Origin of the sequence: Haladaptatus sp. AB618 (assembly GCF_024136965.1) — an archaeon.
In the GTDB taxonomy this organism is placed as follows: Archaea; Halobacteriota; Halobacteria; order Halobacteriales; family Haladaptataceae; genus Haladaptatus.
The window spans coordinates 460,365-473,713 of sequence record NZ_JAMYJX010000001.1; the positions used below are offsets into that span (position 1 = coordinate 460,365).

Below are 13,349 nucleotides of genomic sequence, written 5' to 3' on the forward strand. Positions count from 1 at the left end.
TTGGACGGGAGCGCAACCCGGAAAAGGCACCGCGTCATACCACCCGCCATGACCGAGAAGACGAGCACGTTCCTCGTCACCCACGCCGAAGAGGAGTCGGCAGTGCTGAAGGACGTTCACGACGGACAGGTACACACCCTCTCGACCAACCCCGGCGTCGAAACGGACGACGCAGTCGAGGCGACCGTCGCCCCGGAACCGCCGATGGAAGTGACGTGGGAAGTCGTCGAACTCGACGAACGACGGCCCCTCACCGTCCACGAGAGCGACGAACCGCCGACCAGCCACGAACGGGAGGTCGCCGCCGAACAGGACGTCGGCGACCTCGAACGAACCGAACGCGCCGGAATCGGCGAGATTCACGTTCTATCCGTTCCGCCGGAGGAGACCGAGCACGCCGTCGCTGACGTGCTGGACGACAAGGGGACGCTCGCACGCGCCGCCCGATTGGGAGTCAACCGCGTCGAAATCCGCTCGGAGGACGGAACGGTGAGCGTTCGGTACTTGCCGTAGAAGTCTTCTTCACCCGTTGTCGCTCACGCCGAGGATCACGCCGCAGTGGGGACACTCCCACACCGTCGCCGCGCTGAACGTGTGGCGGGCGGTCGCGTTTCCTTTGGCCAAGTTCTCTATCTCATCGCCGCAATCAGGGCAGTGTGACATCGGATTCCGGTTTTCATTCAAAATACATAACAGTATTTGTTAGGGGTACTCGGAACTTCGAGAACGCGACATCCTCACTCGCTACAGCTAACCTTTTCTATCTCACCTGAAAACCCTCGGCCATGGCAATGCAACCGCACCTGCTCGTTGACGAGGGCGACCTGAACGACATCGCGCTGATCCCCGGCGACCCCGGGCGCGTGGACCGAATCGCGGCCCAGTGTGATTCCTCGGAAGTCGTCGCCGAGAACCGCGAATACAAGGTCGTCAACGCGGAGTACGACGGCGTTCCGCTCACGATCTGTTCGACCGGTATCGGCTGTCCCTCGGCGACCATCGCGCTCGAAGAGATGCACGCCGTCGGCGTCGAGACGGTCATCCGCGTCGGGACCATCGGCGCGCTCCAGCAGGACATCGAAATCGGCGACATGATCGTCGCCACGGGTGCGGCGAAGGACGAGGGGACGACCCGCCGTTACGAGAAGGACACCTATCCGGCGGTGCCGGACTACGACGTCCTCTCGGCGCTCGTGGATTCCGCGGAGAGCAACGAGGAGGACGTTCACGTCGGTCCCATCGCGTCCGACGACGCGTTCTACGCCGAGACCGACGAGTACGTCGAAGCGTGGGAGGAAGCGAACATCCTCGCCGTCGAGATGGAGGCGGCCGCCGTCTTCTCCGTCGCGCGCCGGAAGGGCATGCGCTCGGGTGCCATCTGTACCGTCGATGGCAACCTCGTGAAAGGGACCCAGAAGGGAACCGACACCGAGGACGACGAACTGCCGGAGAAGGCGAAGAACAACGTCGAGCGCGCGATCCGAATCACGCTCGACGCGGTCGTCTCGCTGTCGTAAGTACGGCCGTTTTTCGTCTGGCGGACCACAAGAGTGTAGCAACTCCCCGTCGTGTTGGTGTCCATGGCTGGAGGGCGAGGGGGCGACGACCCGGCAGTGGACGGTGTTCCGTCCCTGTCTCCATCGTCCCTACGGTCGTTCCCGTTGGACGGCGACCTTCGGATGCTCGTTCTGTCCCTCGCGACCGGAATCGTCGCCGGATTCGGCGCAGTGGTCTTTCGATTCGCCATCTGGATCGTCCAGGAACTGTTCTACGGACCGGCACTCAATCCCGGCAGCGTCGAGTTCCCGCTCGTTGCGGTTCCTAACGCCTTTTCGGTCCTCGCGGCCCTCGGTCCCGTTCGGTTCCTCCTGCTTCCCGCCGTCGGCGGTCTCATCGTCGGCGTCGTCATCAAGTTGACGTCGCCGGAGGTCAGGGGAACCGGGGTCGCGAGAGTGCTCGAATCCATCCTCGTTCGCGGCGGCCAAATCGACCCGAAAGTCGCGGTGTACAAAACGGTCGCGTCGTCCATCGCCATCGGGAGTGGTGGGTCGCTCGGCCGCGAAGGACCCGTCGTCCAAATCGGCAGCGCGGCCGGGTCGTTCTTCGAGCGGTACGTGGAGCGTCACGCCTACACCCGGACGTTGGTCGCGGCGGGAGCAGCGGGGGGAATCGCGGGAACGTTCAACGCACCGCTCGGGGGCGTCATGTTCGCGTTGGAAATCCTGCTCGCCGAATACTACCTCCAAAACGTCATCGCGGTCGTGTTGAGTGCGGTGACGGCGACGGCAGTCGCTCGGGCGTTCCTCGATTTCACACCGAAACCCGGTGTTCGTGCGTTCCTGGTGCCTATTCAGTACCACCTCGTCTCCCCGCTGGTCGAATACCCGCTGTACATCGTACTCGGTCTGCTCGTCGCCGTCGTCGGTGCTGGCGTCGTGAAACTGCTTTACGGTACCGCACACGTGTTCGACAGATTCGACGTTCCCGCCGCGACGAAACCCGCATTCGGTGGAGCGTTGCTCGGCCTTTCGGCACTCATCACGGCGGCCGTGTTCGGCGTCTCCGACCTTCGGAGTGCGACGTGGCTGTTCGGCGTCGGATACGATACGATACGTCACAGTATCCTCGGGAACTTCGGCATCGGGTTGCTGTTGGTACTCGCGCTGATGAAAGCCGTCGGCTTTTCCCTCTCGGTCGGCAGCGGCAGTTCCGGCGGCGTGTTCTCTCCCTCCCTCTACATCGGCGCAATGCTGGGCGGGACGTACGGCACCATCGTCCACGCGTTCGTGCCCGGAACTGCCGGGCCGGGTGCCTACGCCCTCGTCGGGATGGGCGGTATCTTCGCGACGTCCGCACGCGCGCCGCTGACGGCGACACTCATCATCTTCGAGTTGACTGGCCAGTACGACATCATCCTCCCGCTCTTGCTCGTCTGCGTTCTCGGCAACGAACTCTCGGACCGTCTTCTCCACGGCAGTACCATCTACGTCGAAAAACTCCGTGAGCGTGGAATCACGGTCCAAGAGCGGCGTATCGGGAGTTTGGAAGACCTGTGTGCGAGCGACGTGATGACGACGAAGGTCGAGACGCTTTCGGAGGACCTGTCCATCGAGGAGGCGATACCGACGATTCGAACCAGCGACCACGGCGGTTTTCCGGTCACCGATGAAAACGATCACATCGTCGGTATCATCACGTTGACCGACCTCGAACCGTTCATGACCGGGCGTGTGGAGGGGGAAACCGACAGACCTGAGGCGGAACAAACGGTCGGCGATGTCTGTACTACGGACGTCTGTACCGTCCACCCGGACACGAACCTGCTCTCGGTCGTGGACCGGATGGAATCGCTAGATATTGGTCGATTGCCAGTGGTGGACGACGGTACCGTGGTCGGTATCGTCACACGGAGCGACGTGCTGGATGCGTACGACCGAATGCCGTCTTTCGTTTAGGATTGTCCACTTCTCGCGTCGTCTCTATACCGAAAGGGAATTCCCCCCTGGCTCAGTATAGGCACATAAATGGGGTTATCGAGCGCATTACCTATCCTTTCCAGCTCAAATTCGAAGTCAGGTGATAGTTCATCCGGGCTCTCACTCAAAGACGAAGAAATCCGGATGAACCTCATCGCAATCGTCATCGGCGTTATCGCCGGACTCGGCGCTGTTCTTTTTCGACTGAGTATCTGGGCGGCACAGGAAGTCTTCTTCGGACAGGAGCTCAACCCCGGCAGCGTTCAGTTCAACCTCATCGATATCCCCAACGTCTACGCCGTACTCTCGTTTCTCGGCCCGCTCGAACTGCTCTTGATTCCGACCATCGGTGGGTTGCTCGTCGGTATCGTCATCAAACTCACGACGACGGAGGTCAAGGGCAGCGGCGTGCCGAAGGTCATGGAATCGATGCTCGTCCGTGGGGGGAAGATCGACCCGAAAATATCCGTGTACAAGACCGTTGCATCGTCCATCGCCATCGGCAGTGGTGGATCGCTCGGCCGTGAAGGGCCCATCATTCAGATCGGCAGCGCGGCAGGTTCGTTCTTCGGTCGATTCATGGATCAGAAATACACCCGAACCCTGGTGGCCGCCGGGGCGGCGGCCGGGATCGCGGGGACGTTCAACGCGCCGTTGGCGGGCGTCATGTTCGCGCTGGAGATCCTGCTCGCCGAATACTACCTCCAGAACGTCATCGTCGTCGTACTGGCCTCCGTGATGTCCACCGCAGTCGCGCGGACGATCCTCCAGTTCACCCCGAGTCCCGGTGTTCAGGAGTTCCTCGTCCACGGCGTCAACAACGGAAACGGCATTCACTATCACATGCTGACGCCCGCGTTGGAGTTCCCGCTGTACATCGTGTTCGGCTTCATTATCGGAGTCATCGGCGCTGTCATCGTGAAAACCCTCTACGGCACCGAACACGTCTTCGACCGCCTCGACGTGCCCGAGTACGTGAAACCGGCCGTCGGCGGCCTGCTCCTCGGGGGAACCGTCCTCTTGAGTGCCGTCTTCCTTCACGAGACGCCGATCACGACCGCCGATTGGTTGTTCGGTGTGGGATATACGACGATCCACACGGCCATCGCGGGCCACCTCTCGCTGCAGGTCATCCTCGCGCTGGCACTGCTGAAACTGCTGGCGTTCTCCTTTTCGGTCGGCAGTGGCAGTTCCGGAGGGGTCTTCTCACCGGGACTCTACATCGGCGCGATGGTCGGTGGCGGGTTCGGTATCCTCTTCAGCATACTATTCACCGATATCTCCCACACGTTCGCGTTCGTCCCCGCCCTCGCAATCGCCGGGGCTGGAGCCTACGCCCTCGTCGGGATGGGTGGCGTGTTCGCGGCGACGGCACGCGCGCCGCTGACGGCGACGCTCATCATCTTCGAGTTGACCGGGCAGTACACCATCATCCTTCCGCTCCTCGTCGTCACGGTCATCGGCAGTATCGTCACCCAACGACTGCTCAACCGTGGAACGATCTTCACCGAGAAGCTCCGCGAACTCGGTATCACGGTTCAGGAACGACGTATCGGGAGCCTGGAGGACTTGTGTGCAAAGGACGTGATGACGACGAAGGTCGATACGCTATCGGTCGGGGGCAGTTGCGAGGACGCCCTCATGATGTTCCAACAGACGAAACATCACGGGCTTCCCATCGTGGACGAGGACGGAAGCCTCGTCGGAATCATCACGCTCACCGACCTCGAATCCGAACTCACGAACTCCATCATCCACACCATCGAAGGCCGTGAGGAGATCGACCTGCCCGACGAGGACCGGTCACCGGTCGAGAAGATCGGGTCGACGGACGTGCTGACCGTGCCGCCGTCTGCGAACCTGCTTTCCGTCGTCGATATCATGGAGAAACTGGACGTCGGTCGCATTCCGATCGTGGACGAGTCCAACCACCCCGTCGGCATCGTCACTCGAAGCGACATCCTCGACGCCTACGACAACGTGCCCGAACTGTCGCGCAACGAGGTGGAAATCCCGGTCGTCACCGACCCGAAACTCCCCAACACCAGCACGGACAAGTAAATCGACTCGGGCGGACGAACGAAGCGGATTCTCGACTTGGGTGGACGAACGGAGCGGATTCGGTCAGGGGCGAATTGGCAGAAACGAATATGCCCCGGGGTGGACAACTCTTCTCCGATGCGAGAATCGCTGCGGACGATGTACGAGCGCGTGCTGTCCCGCCTTCGCCGGACCAGACGCCGTGAGACGGAGGAATTTCGTCGCTGGTTGGAGACGAGCGCGAACCTTCGTCACCTGACCGCGCTCTTCGCGCTTCCGCTTCTCATCGCCGGGATCACGGCGATTTCGGACCGCGTGTCGATGCTGTCGTTTCTGCTCTATCCGCCGCTCGCTTCGGGAACGTACACCCTGTTCAGCGACCCGAACGGACGATACGCTTCGCCTCGAAACTTCGTCGGCAGTCTCGGAACGGGTGCGGTGTGTGGCTGGTTTTCGGTCTACTTCTCCGAGACGTACCTCCACATTCCCGACCTACAGCCGTTACACGCACATCCGATAACCGCCGCACTGGCCGTGTTTCTGACGCTCGTGACGACGTGGTCGCTCTCGCTCGAACTCCCGGCGGCGTTCTCGACCGCGTTACTCGCCGTCGTCGTCGGCGTCCACCAACCGACGTACGTCCTCAGCGTCATCATTTCGAGCCTCATCGTCATCTCGATTTTCAGCGTGTGGCACACCGAGGTGTACCAGAAACGATCGCGCTACCTGTATCAGTCCACGAGCGGCGACGACCACGTTCTGGTTCCGATGCGCGGCGAGTACGCAGAAGGGGCGGCGATGTTCGCCGCGAAACTGGCGGCGGCACACGACGCCGGTAAGGTCGTCCTCATGGACATCGTGGACGAGGACGCCATTGAGGAGGCGAGGGGAAGCGGGGAATCGAGCGAAACGGAGACGCTCGTCATGGAACCCGACGACGAGGCCGAGACACAGGCGGCGGACGAAGCGGCGACCGCCCTCGAACGACAGGCCCAACGGATTCGAACTCGGATGGGTGTCGCCTGCGAAGTCATCGTCGCGAGCGACGACCAAACGCGGCCACGGACGATACTGCGGACCGTCCGGGAGGAGAACTGTGACCTCGTCGTCGTTCCGTACGAGGACGAACACGGTGGACTCTCGTCGTTCGTCCGGACGCTGTTCCGCGGGCGAACCGACGCCATCGTGTACCGTCCCAGCGTGGCACCCGAGCCGACTGATTCCACCCGACTCGATTGGAAACGGATTCTCGTTCCCGTCCGGAGAGCGAGCGATACTTCCCACGTGATGCTCGATTTCGCACAGCGACTAGCCGGGAAGACCGGAACGGTGAGCGTCTGCACCTGCATCGACCGCGAATCCCAGCGGCGAAGCGCGGAATCGACCCTCGCCGACCTCGTCGAGGCGTTTTCGGGGTCGTTCGAGACGCGAATCTCCCGCCACGAAATTCTACAATTCCTCTCCGCGAACGATTCCCACTACGACCTCATCATCATCGGGGCGAGCACCGACAGGAGCGCCGCATCGCGGTTCATCTCGCCACCGACGTTCGAGCGACTGCAGGAGATCGAGTGCGACGTGGCGGTCGTACACCGGGGCTAACGCTCGAAATCCGTCAGCGTTCGATTCGATGCGTCGCCGGACAACTGTTCGGCCATCTCCTCGACGTGCTCGCCACCGAGCGCCGCTTGCACCAACATGCGACCGATGAGTGTCGGACTGACGACGATGTCCGCTCCCGCCCGACGCAGTTTGTTCACGTTTTCGCGTTCGGTGGCCGCCGCCACGATTCGAATATCGGAATTCAACTGCCGGGCGGTCAGCACCCCGAGCGAGTCGGCGGCGTCGTCCTCCGTGGCGACGAGCACCGACTTCGCTCGGTCGATGCCGACGCGCCGGAGCACGTCCTCGTCGCTCGGGTCGCCGTGGACGACGACCTTCTTCCGCTCGCGGAGTTCGTCCGCGAGGTCGGAGTCCTCCACGACGACCACGTACTCGGTCGTGCCGCCGAGTTCGTCGAGTATCGATTCCGTGAGCAGGTGTCCGTAGCCGAGGACGAGCAAGTGGTCTTCCATGAGGTCGATGTTCGAGTTCGGTGATTTGCCGAGCGCGCTGGCGAAACTGTTCTGCACGATGGGCGCAAAGAGCACCCCCAACGCCGCCGCGAAACTGCCGGTTCCGAAGACGACGACGGTCATCGCGAACGCTCGGGTAGCCGGAGTTGTCGGTTGAATGCTCCCGTACCCCACCGTGCTGGCGGTGAGCAGGGTGAAGTAGAACGCGTCGAACCACGTTCTGAGGTTGTTGAAATCCCCGCGGAGCGCGTACGCGCCGATGGTGCCGTACAGTTGCGCCCCGACGACGGCGACCGCGGTGGCTATTTGGGCGGTGGAGAGCTCTATCGGCCGCTGGAATCGCCCGCGGACGAGGAACAACACGGGCACCGTCACGAGCGCGAACGCGACGAGCGGAAGCGAGTACGGCGTCGATTGTAAGAATCCGTGAAGGACGGTGATCGGCACCAACAGGGCACACGAGTACCACGCGGCGCGGAACCCCCGCCGCAGTCCCATCGCGGCGATGAGCAACAGAAACCCGACGATGGTTCCGGTGTACGACGTCGTTTGCCGGACGGCCTCCGGAATCAGTCCGCCGAACAATCTACCGCCGGTCGACCCCGTCGCCGTCGTGACGAGACCCGTCGCTATCGAGAGGAGCGCGACCCCGATTACCAACCACACTACGACACGTGCCGACGTGAACCGCCGTCGGAACCCCCCCGCCATACGACCATGGGTGCAACGCCCGGTGGGATAAATGGGGTGGTCGATGTGTCATCCATCGACGGAACGGTATTCACGGGACGCCGCTACAACGAAACGGGAACGGACGTTTTCGTGATGATATCCGTCAGCGTGCCTGACCGACCGCTCCCGAGCCAACGACATCACGGCCCCACCGGTCGAACGCCGTGATCGTCCATTCTCGACGCGAATCAGGGCGTCCCTACGATGCCGTAGGCGATGGCTACTATCCTCTCGGTCGTCATCGCCTTCCCCGGGCGTTTATGTAGGATACCGGAACCAAACCGGTTCGATGGTCGTCACTGCCCTCGTGGTCCTATTCGCTCACTGGCTTCTCCACGGTCTTTCGTGGGAAAGAAACTCACTTCCCGTCTCCGACCGTCGTACCGACTATGCAGTGGAAACTCTTCGCGGATCTGGCCGAGATCGCCGGCGACAAGGAGGTGCCCGTGGACGCCGAGCCGGGCGATTCCGTGGGCGACGCGTTGGACGCCCTTCTCGCACCGCGGCCGGAACTCGAACATCGCGTTCTGGACGACGATGGCCGCCTCCAAGACCACATCAACGTTCTCCGAAACGGGACTGACGTCTTCTCCGAAGACGGCTTGAAAACCCCGCTCGAACCGGGCGACGAGCTGGCGCTCTTTCCCCCAGTGAGTGGTGGGTAGCGCGTGGACGTTCTCCTGACGAACGACGATGGCGTCGATGCGCCCGGCATCGACGCCCTGTACGACGAACTTTCGACCGTCGCCGACGTGACTCTCGTCGCCCCTGCGGAGGACCAGAGCGGGGTCGGCCGGTCGAACTCCCACACCGTCGAAGTGGACGACCACGAGCGTGGTCTCGTCGTTCACGGGACTCCCTGTGATTGTGTCGCTGTCGGTGTCCGAACGCTCGATACGGATCCCGCCGTCGTCGTTGCGGGCTGTAACGACGGGCCGAACTTCGGCGCACACAAACTCGACCGCTCGGGGACCGTCGGGGCCGCGAAGGAAGCCGCGTTCCTCGGCATCCCGGGAATCGCGGTTTCGGCCTACGACCCCGTCGATGGTGCGCTCCCCCGACTCGACCGTGAAAACTTCGCACAGGCGGCCCGAATCACCCGCGCGCTCGTCGAACACGCCGAGGCCATCGATTCGGGGACGTATCTGAACGTCAATGCCCCCGTTTCGGACGGCTCTCCGAACGTTCGAATCACGTACCCGGCACACGATTTCGACGTACGAATCGAGGACCTCGACGGAGACGACCACGATGCTATCGCACTCGTCGACGAGTTCTACGACCCGCTTCGGCCGGACCGACCCGAACCGCTGGAGGACCCGGTCGGAACCGACCGCCGGGCGCTCGCGGACGGGGAGATAAGTATCTCGCCGCTCGGCATCGCACACGAGTTACGGGATACGGAAATCGCCTCGAAAATAGCCGGTGCGGTCGATCAGCGGTAGTCCTTGGTCAGATCCATTCCCATCACGAAGTCCGGTTCCCCATCGACTTCTACGCGGCAGTAGGCCGTGTCGCTCACGAACCGCGGCGTTTCGGGGACGAGCGTTCGTATCCTGTCCGCGCCGCGCATCGCGGCGTCGCGGGCCATCGCGGCGAACAGCGACCGGGCGGCGTCGGCATCCTCCCACGCGCTGATGGTATACTCGGCCCACAGTTCGGGTTCGCCGTCCTCGTTTTTCCGCTCTTCCTCCCGGAAGAAGCTAGCGAATCCGCGCGTTCCGTTCTCCCGCACGACGAGCAGTTCGTCGTTTTCGGCACTGCGTTCGAGGTCGTCGCGGGTCAGTTCCGAGAGCGCCCACGATTCCTCGAAGTCAAGGGCGAGGCCCTGAAGGTGTGACCGCGCGTCGCTTTTGGTCCAGTATCCCCACGCGGCGTCCGGGTCGTCGGTCACCGTCATGGCCGGGTCGGCGTTCGCGTCGGGTTCGGGGTAGGCCCACCGGAATTCGGTAATCGGCTCGTATCCGGTCGCCCGTGACTGTCCGAGTCCCGCGATGTTCCACGAGAAGACCATGTTGCGGAGCGTGGTCGCACCCTGTTCGCGTGCCCAGTCGAACAGTTCGCTCGTCATGCGGTTTGCGATGCCTTGGCCACGGAAGTCGGGGTTGACACGCATTCCCTGTCCCCACGCTTCCCACTCGGAGAGCATGACACACTGGACGATTCCGGCGATGGCGTCCCCGGCGTCGGCGACCACGGTGTAACGGTCGTCGCCGTCTATCCAGTCGTGGTAGACGTGTGGAATGTAGTCGCTGCTGTCCCGGTCGGACCACGTGTCCTCCGTGAACGCCACGACGTCATCGTAATCGTCGTGCGTGGCCTCACGGAGTTCGATGCAGCTTACTCCCATGGTACCGACCGCTCGGTGATCTCGCCCGCGATTGGCGTCCGCATGGTCTTCTCGGGCGTATCGCTGTTCGCGAGCGCCCACATCAGTTTCACCTTCGCCGTTCCGGGGAGCATGTCCTCGCCTTCCACGATACCCGCATCGAGCAAGTCGCGGCCCGTGTCGTACACGCGATCACAGACGCGCCCGCCGATGCATTGGCTGGTCATGACGACGGTCGTTCCGTCGTCCACGAGTTCGCCGATTCGGTCGACCCACTCCGAGTGGACGTGGCCCAATCCGGTCCCTTCGAGGACGAGTCCGGCCTTGCCTTCGGCGTAATCGAGCGAATCGACGGTCATGCCCGGCGTGAACTTGATGAGTTCGACTTCGCTTTCGATGTCGTCGTCGAGCGCCAGTTGCTGTGCGCCGCGTTCGTCGTAGTCCCGTCGGAAACGGACCGTGACGTCATCGGTGCTGTAGTCCACTTCCCCGAGCGGTTTCGCGCCGATGGTTTCGAAGGCGTCCCGGCGAGAGGTGTGGTTCTTCCGGACGCGCGTGCCGCGGTGAAGCGAACACACGTCGTCGCTTTCGCTCCCGTGCATGCAGACGAGCACTTCCGCGCAGTCGGCTTTCGCGGCCTCGACCGAACAGACCGCGTTCATCACGTTGTCCGAGGACGGTCGGTCGGCCGAGCGCTGACTGCCGGTGAACACGATGGGAACCGGCGTGTCGAGCATGAACGAGAGGGCGGATGCGCTGAACTGCATCGTGTCCGTCCCGTGCATGACGACGACGCCGTCCGCCCCGTTCTCGATCTCCTCGTACACCGCGTGGGCCAACTCCTGCCACACGTCGGGCGTCATGTTTTCGGAGAGGATGTTGGCCACGACGCGGCCGCGGTAGTTCGCCCGTCCGGCGAGGTCGGGGACCGCACGAAGCACGTCTTTGGCGTCGAACTGGGCCGTCACCGCGCCGGTTCGGTAATCGACCGTCGAGGCGATGGTTCCGCCGGTACTGATGAGAGAAATCGTCGGCAGGTCGGGGTCGAACTCCACGACCGACGAGTCGTCCGATTCCTTGTCTTCGATGTCGTACACTCCCGATTCGAGCACATCGACGGTCGCGTCGCCGCGGTCGATACCGACGTTGTAGCCACCATCGAGTTTGACGACGAGGTTCGCCGCCGTCGTGGATGGAAGCAAAACTCCCTCGTAGGTTTCGTCCGCTCGCTCGACGCGAACGCGGTCTCCCGGATTCATATCTCGGGGTAGCGCGGCGTTCGACTTCAATCCACTCGTTTCGGGGAAAGGCACATTACCTAACGGCGTCAATTCGGAAACATGACTCAGCGCACTCGGACGCGCGAAACCGATACCGATGTCTCAGACCTCCTCAACGACATCGACGGCGGGGAGGGGACCGAGGCGACGAGCAGCGAAAGCTACACGACCCGAGCGAAAAAGCGCGCTGGGAACCTGTTCTCGGTTCGCTACTTCGGCCTTGCGACGCTCCTCCTCGGCGTGGCGATGTTCTTCGGCGGCGTCATCCCAATTCTCGGTAGCGTGGCTGGCCTCGTCGCCGTGTTCGCCGTCTCGTTCGTCCTCGGGGCGGTGACGAGCGACTCGAAGATCGTGGAGACGGCGGTCGCCGGTGGCATCGCTGGCGGGGTCGTCTTCGCGCTCAAGAACATCGTCGCGCTCTCGGTCGCCGGATTCCCCATCTTCGCCATCGGTCTCGTCGCCGGTCTCGTCGCTGGCGGTCTCGGCGCGTACTTCGGCGGCGACCTGCGCGATGGCTTGACCAAGGACCTGTAGTCGGTCGATTCTGTTACTCGTTTTCGTCGCGTCACTCGTACCCGGTTCGTGATTCCATACGACGGCGTGTGCACTCGTCGGGAATGGTTCCTTAGATGTCCGTGCGTAGAATTCGATCCGTTATCCGGACAGCGTCCAGCTTTCGCCGTCCTGTTCCACGACTCCGCGCTCCGCCATGCTCCCGAGGTGGTTCTCGACGATGTGTTCCGGCGCGTTCGCCTCCCGACTGATCTCACGGGTGGTCTCCGAACCGGCGGCGAGCGCGGCCAAAATCTCCGCGCGAATCCGATTTTCGCCGTTGCCGTCCACCGCGTCGCTCAGCGAGTCCAGAACGCTCGTCATCCGCCCGTGCACCCAGCGTTGTGCGAGCGATAACTCGCTCTTCAACTCCTCCAAACTGTTGAGCTCGGACGCGAGGTCGGCGATCTTGCTCGCCTCCGAGTCGCTCATCTGCTCGACATCCTCGCCGTCTTCGTCGTCCTCGTCCTCGACCTGCTCGTTGAGGTATTTGACGTTCAAGGAGAGATACTGGCACGAACTCACGTCGAGGTTGGCGCTCGCGGGATACGCGCTCTTCATTCCGAACTCGTAGGGAGAGACGTCCACTTCGAGTCGGAGGTTCCGTGAGATGTTGAAGTATTTGCGACGCTGGTCGTCAGTCCGACTTTCGACTAGTCCTGCCTCCTCCAGTTTCCGAAGGTGATCGATGACCGCCTTCGGACTGACGCCGAGATAATCGCTGATCTCGGTCACGTAGCAAGGCTTGTGTGAGAGGAGCCGCAGGATACGCCGTCGGTTTTCATTTCCGAGTATATCGAGCAACGCGGCGGAGTCCATTCGCGTCTTCATCTTGGCAACCCGAACGGAAAAGGGTGTCTCTCGG

The 13,349-nt window shown here is 62.6% G+C and carries 14 protein-coding genes; 9 read left to right on the forward strand and 5 right to left on the reverse strand.

Going from position 1 to position 13,349, the window contains the following annotated elements:
- Positions 1 to 48: 48 nt before the first annotated feature.
- Positions 49 to 513, forward strand: a complete 465-nt coding sequence (locus NKF26_RS02375) for a DUF5812 family protein (RefSeq protein ID WP_253225123.1) — start codon at positions 49 to 51, stop codon at positions 511 to 513.
- A gap of 9 nt (positions 514 to 522) precedes the next feature.
- Here the strand turns inward: NKF26_RS02375 and NKF26_RS02380 are convergent, their stop codons facing one another.
- Positions 523 to 663, reverse strand: a complete 141-nt coding sequence (locus tag NKF26_RS02380; protein WP_253225124.1) for a phage terminase large subunit family protein — start codon at positions 661 to 663, stop codon at positions 523 to 525.
- A gap of 122 nt (positions 664 to 785) precedes the next feature.
- Here NKF26_RS02380 and NKF26_RS02385 point away from each other — a divergent pair, with 122 nt between their 5' ends.
- From NKF26_RS02385 to NKF26_RS02400, 4 genes are all read left to right on the forward strand, one after another.
- A complete protein-coding gene (locus NKF26_RS02385) occupies positions 786 to 1,517 on the forward strand; it encodes a nucleoside phosphorylase (protein ID WP_253225125.1) in 732 nt (243 codons plus the stop codon).
- Between the two features lie 63 nt (positions 1,518 to 1,580).
- Positions 1,581 to 3,455, forward strand: coding sequence for a chloride channel protein (locus NKF26_RS02390; RefSeq protein WP_253225126.1), 1,875 nt, complete (start codon positions 1,581 to 1,583; stop codon positions 3,453 to 3,455).
- A 165-nt stretch (positions 3,456 to 3,620) separates the two neighbouring features.
- Positions 3,621 to 5,537 carry a chloride channel protein gene (locus NKF26_RS02395; RefSeq protein ID WP_253225127.1) on the forward strand — a complete coding sequence of 639 codons (1,917 nt, stop codon included), beginning with the start codon at positions 3,621 to 3,623 and terminating at the stop codon, positions 5,535 to 5,537.
- Positions 5,538 to 5,654: 117 nt separating this feature from the next.
- Complete coding sequence (locus NKF26_RS02400) at positions 5,655 to 7,118, forward strand: HPP family protein (RefSeq protein ID WP_253225128.1); 1,464 nt, start codon at positions 5,655 to 5,657, stop codon at positions 7,116 to 7,118.
- On the opposite strand, the gene NKF26_RS02405 is transcribed toward NKF26_RS02400, so the two are convergent.
- Positions 7,115 to 8,302 carry an NAD-binding protein gene (locus tag NKF26_RS02405; protein ID WP_066140751.1) on the reverse strand — a complete coding sequence of 396 codons (1,188 nt, stop codon included), beginning with the start codon at positions 8,300 to 8,302 and terminating at the stop codon, positions 7,115 to 7,117. The two genes, NKF26_RS02400 and NKF26_RS02405, sit on opposite strands and share 4 nt — an antisense overlap.
- A gap of 45 nt (positions 8,303 to 8,347) precedes the next feature.
- Between NKF26_RS02405 and NKF26_RS02410 the strand changes: the two genes are divergently transcribed.
- The 3 genes from NKF26_RS02410 (at position 8,348) to surE (ending at position 9,768) form a co-directional block, all read left to right on the forward strand.
- A complete protein-coding gene (locus NKF26_RS02410) occupies positions 8,348 to 8,491 on the forward strand; it encodes a hypothetical protein (RefSeq protein WP_253225129.1) in 144 nt (47 codons plus the stop codon).
- Positions 8,492 to 8,712: 221 nt separating this feature from the next.
- On the forward strand, positions 8,713 to 8,988 hold the full coding sequence (locus NKF26_RS02415; RefSeq protein WP_253225130.1) for a ubiquitin-like small modifier protein 1: 276 nt from the start codon (positions 8,713 to 8,715) through the stop codon (positions 8,986 to 8,988).
- A 3-nt stretch (positions 8,989 to 8,991) separates the two neighbouring features.
- Entirely contained in the window at positions 8,992 to 9,768 is a 777-nt protein-coding gene (surE, locus tag NKF26_RS02420; protein WP_253225131.1) for a 5'/3'-nucleotidase SurE, read from the forward strand.
- Here surE and NKF26_RS02425 read toward each other — a convergent pair.
- The gene (locus tag NKF26_RS02425; protein ID WP_253225132.1) at positions 9,759 to 10,673 is read right to left on the reverse strand and encodes a GNAT family N-acetyltransferase; all 915 of its coding nucleotides are present in this window, start codon (positions 10,671 to 10,673) and stop codon (positions 9,759 to 9,761) included. The genes surE and NKF26_RS02425 overlap by 10 nt on opposite strands.
- Positions 10,664 to 11,911, reverse strand: a complete 1,248-nt coding sequence (gene gatD / locus NKF26_RS02430; RefSeq protein WP_253225133.1) for a Glu-tRNA(Gln) amidotransferase subunit GatD — start codon at positions 11,909 to 11,911, stop codon at positions 10,664 to 10,666. The genes NKF26_RS02425 and gatD overlap by 10 nt, the downstream gene beginning before the upstream one ends.
- An 81-nt stretch (positions 11,912 to 11,992) precedes the next feature.
- On the opposite strand from gatD, the gene NKF26_RS02435 reads away from it, so the two are divergent.
- Positions 11,993 to 12,466 (forward strand): hypothetical protein, encoded by a 474-nt coding sequence (locus NKF26_RS02435; protein WP_253225134.1) that lies wholly within the window; start codon positions 11,993 to 11,995, stop codon positions 12,464 to 12,466.
- A 120-nt stretch (positions 12,467 to 12,586) separates the two neighbouring features.
- Here NKF26_RS02435 and NKF26_RS02440 read toward each other — a convergent pair whose 3' ends face one another.
- Positions 12,587 to 13,303 (reverse strand): metalloregulator ArsR/SmtB family transcription factor, encoded by a 717-nt coding sequence (locus NKF26_RS02440; RefSeq protein WP_253225583.1) that lies wholly within the window; start codon positions 13,301 to 13,303, stop codon positions 12,587 to 12,589.
- Positions 13,304 to 13,349: the final 46 nt, after the last annotated feature.

What these genes read in the sequence shown, in the direction of transcription:
- NKF26_RS02435 (WP_253225134.1), top strand. Translation starts at nt 11,993, where the DNA reads ATGACTCAGCGCACTCGGACGCGCGAAACCGATACCGATGTCTCAGAC.
- NKF26_RS02440 (WP_253225583.1), bottom strand. Translation starts at nt 13,303, where the DNA reads ATGGACTCCGCCGCGTTGCTCGATATACTCGGAAATGAAAACCGACGG.
- gatD (WP_253225133.1), bottom strand. Translation starts at nt 11,911, where the DNA reads ATGAATCCGGGAGACCGCGTTCGCGTCGAGCGAGCGGACGAAACCTAC.
- NKF26_RS02395 (WP_253225127.1), top strand. Translation starts at nt 3,621, where the DNA reads ATGAACCTCATCGCAATCGTCATCGGCGTTATCGCCGGACTCGGCGCT.
- NKF26_RS02390 (WP_253225126.1), top strand. Translation starts at nt 1,581, where the DNA reads ATGGCTGGAGGGCGAGGGGGCGACGACCCGGCAGTGGACGGTGTTCCG.
- NKF26_RS02415 (WP_253225130.1), top strand. Translation starts at nt 8,713, where the DNA reads ATGCAGTGGAAACTCTTCGCGGATCTGGCCGAGATCGCCGGCGACAAG.
- NKF26_RS02405 (WP_066140751.1), bottom strand. Translation starts at nt 8,302, where the DNA reads ATGGCGGGGGGGTTCCGACGGCGGTTCACGTCGGCACGTGTCGTAGTG.
- NKF26_RS02380 (WP_253225124.1), bottom strand. Translation starts at nt 663, where the DNA reads ATGTCACACTGCCCTGATTGCGGCGATGAGATAGAGAACTTGGCCAAA.
- NKF26_RS02425 (WP_253225132.1), bottom strand. Translation starts at nt 10,673, where the DNA reads ATGGGAGTAAGCTGCATCGAACTCCGTGAGGCCACGCACGACGATTAC.
- NKF26_RS02385 (WP_253225125.1), top strand. Translation starts at nt 786, where the DNA reads ATGGCAATGCAACCGCACCTGCTCGTTGACGAGGGCGACCTGAACGAC.
- NKF26_RS02375 (WP_253225123.1), top strand. Translation starts at nt 49, where the DNA reads ATGACCGAGAAGACGAGCACGTTCCTCGTCACCCACGCCGAAGAGGAG.
- NKF26_RS02400 (WP_253225128.1), top strand. Translation starts at nt 5,655, where the DNA reads ATGCGAGAATCGCTGCGGACGATGTACGAGCGCGTGCTGTCCCGCCTT.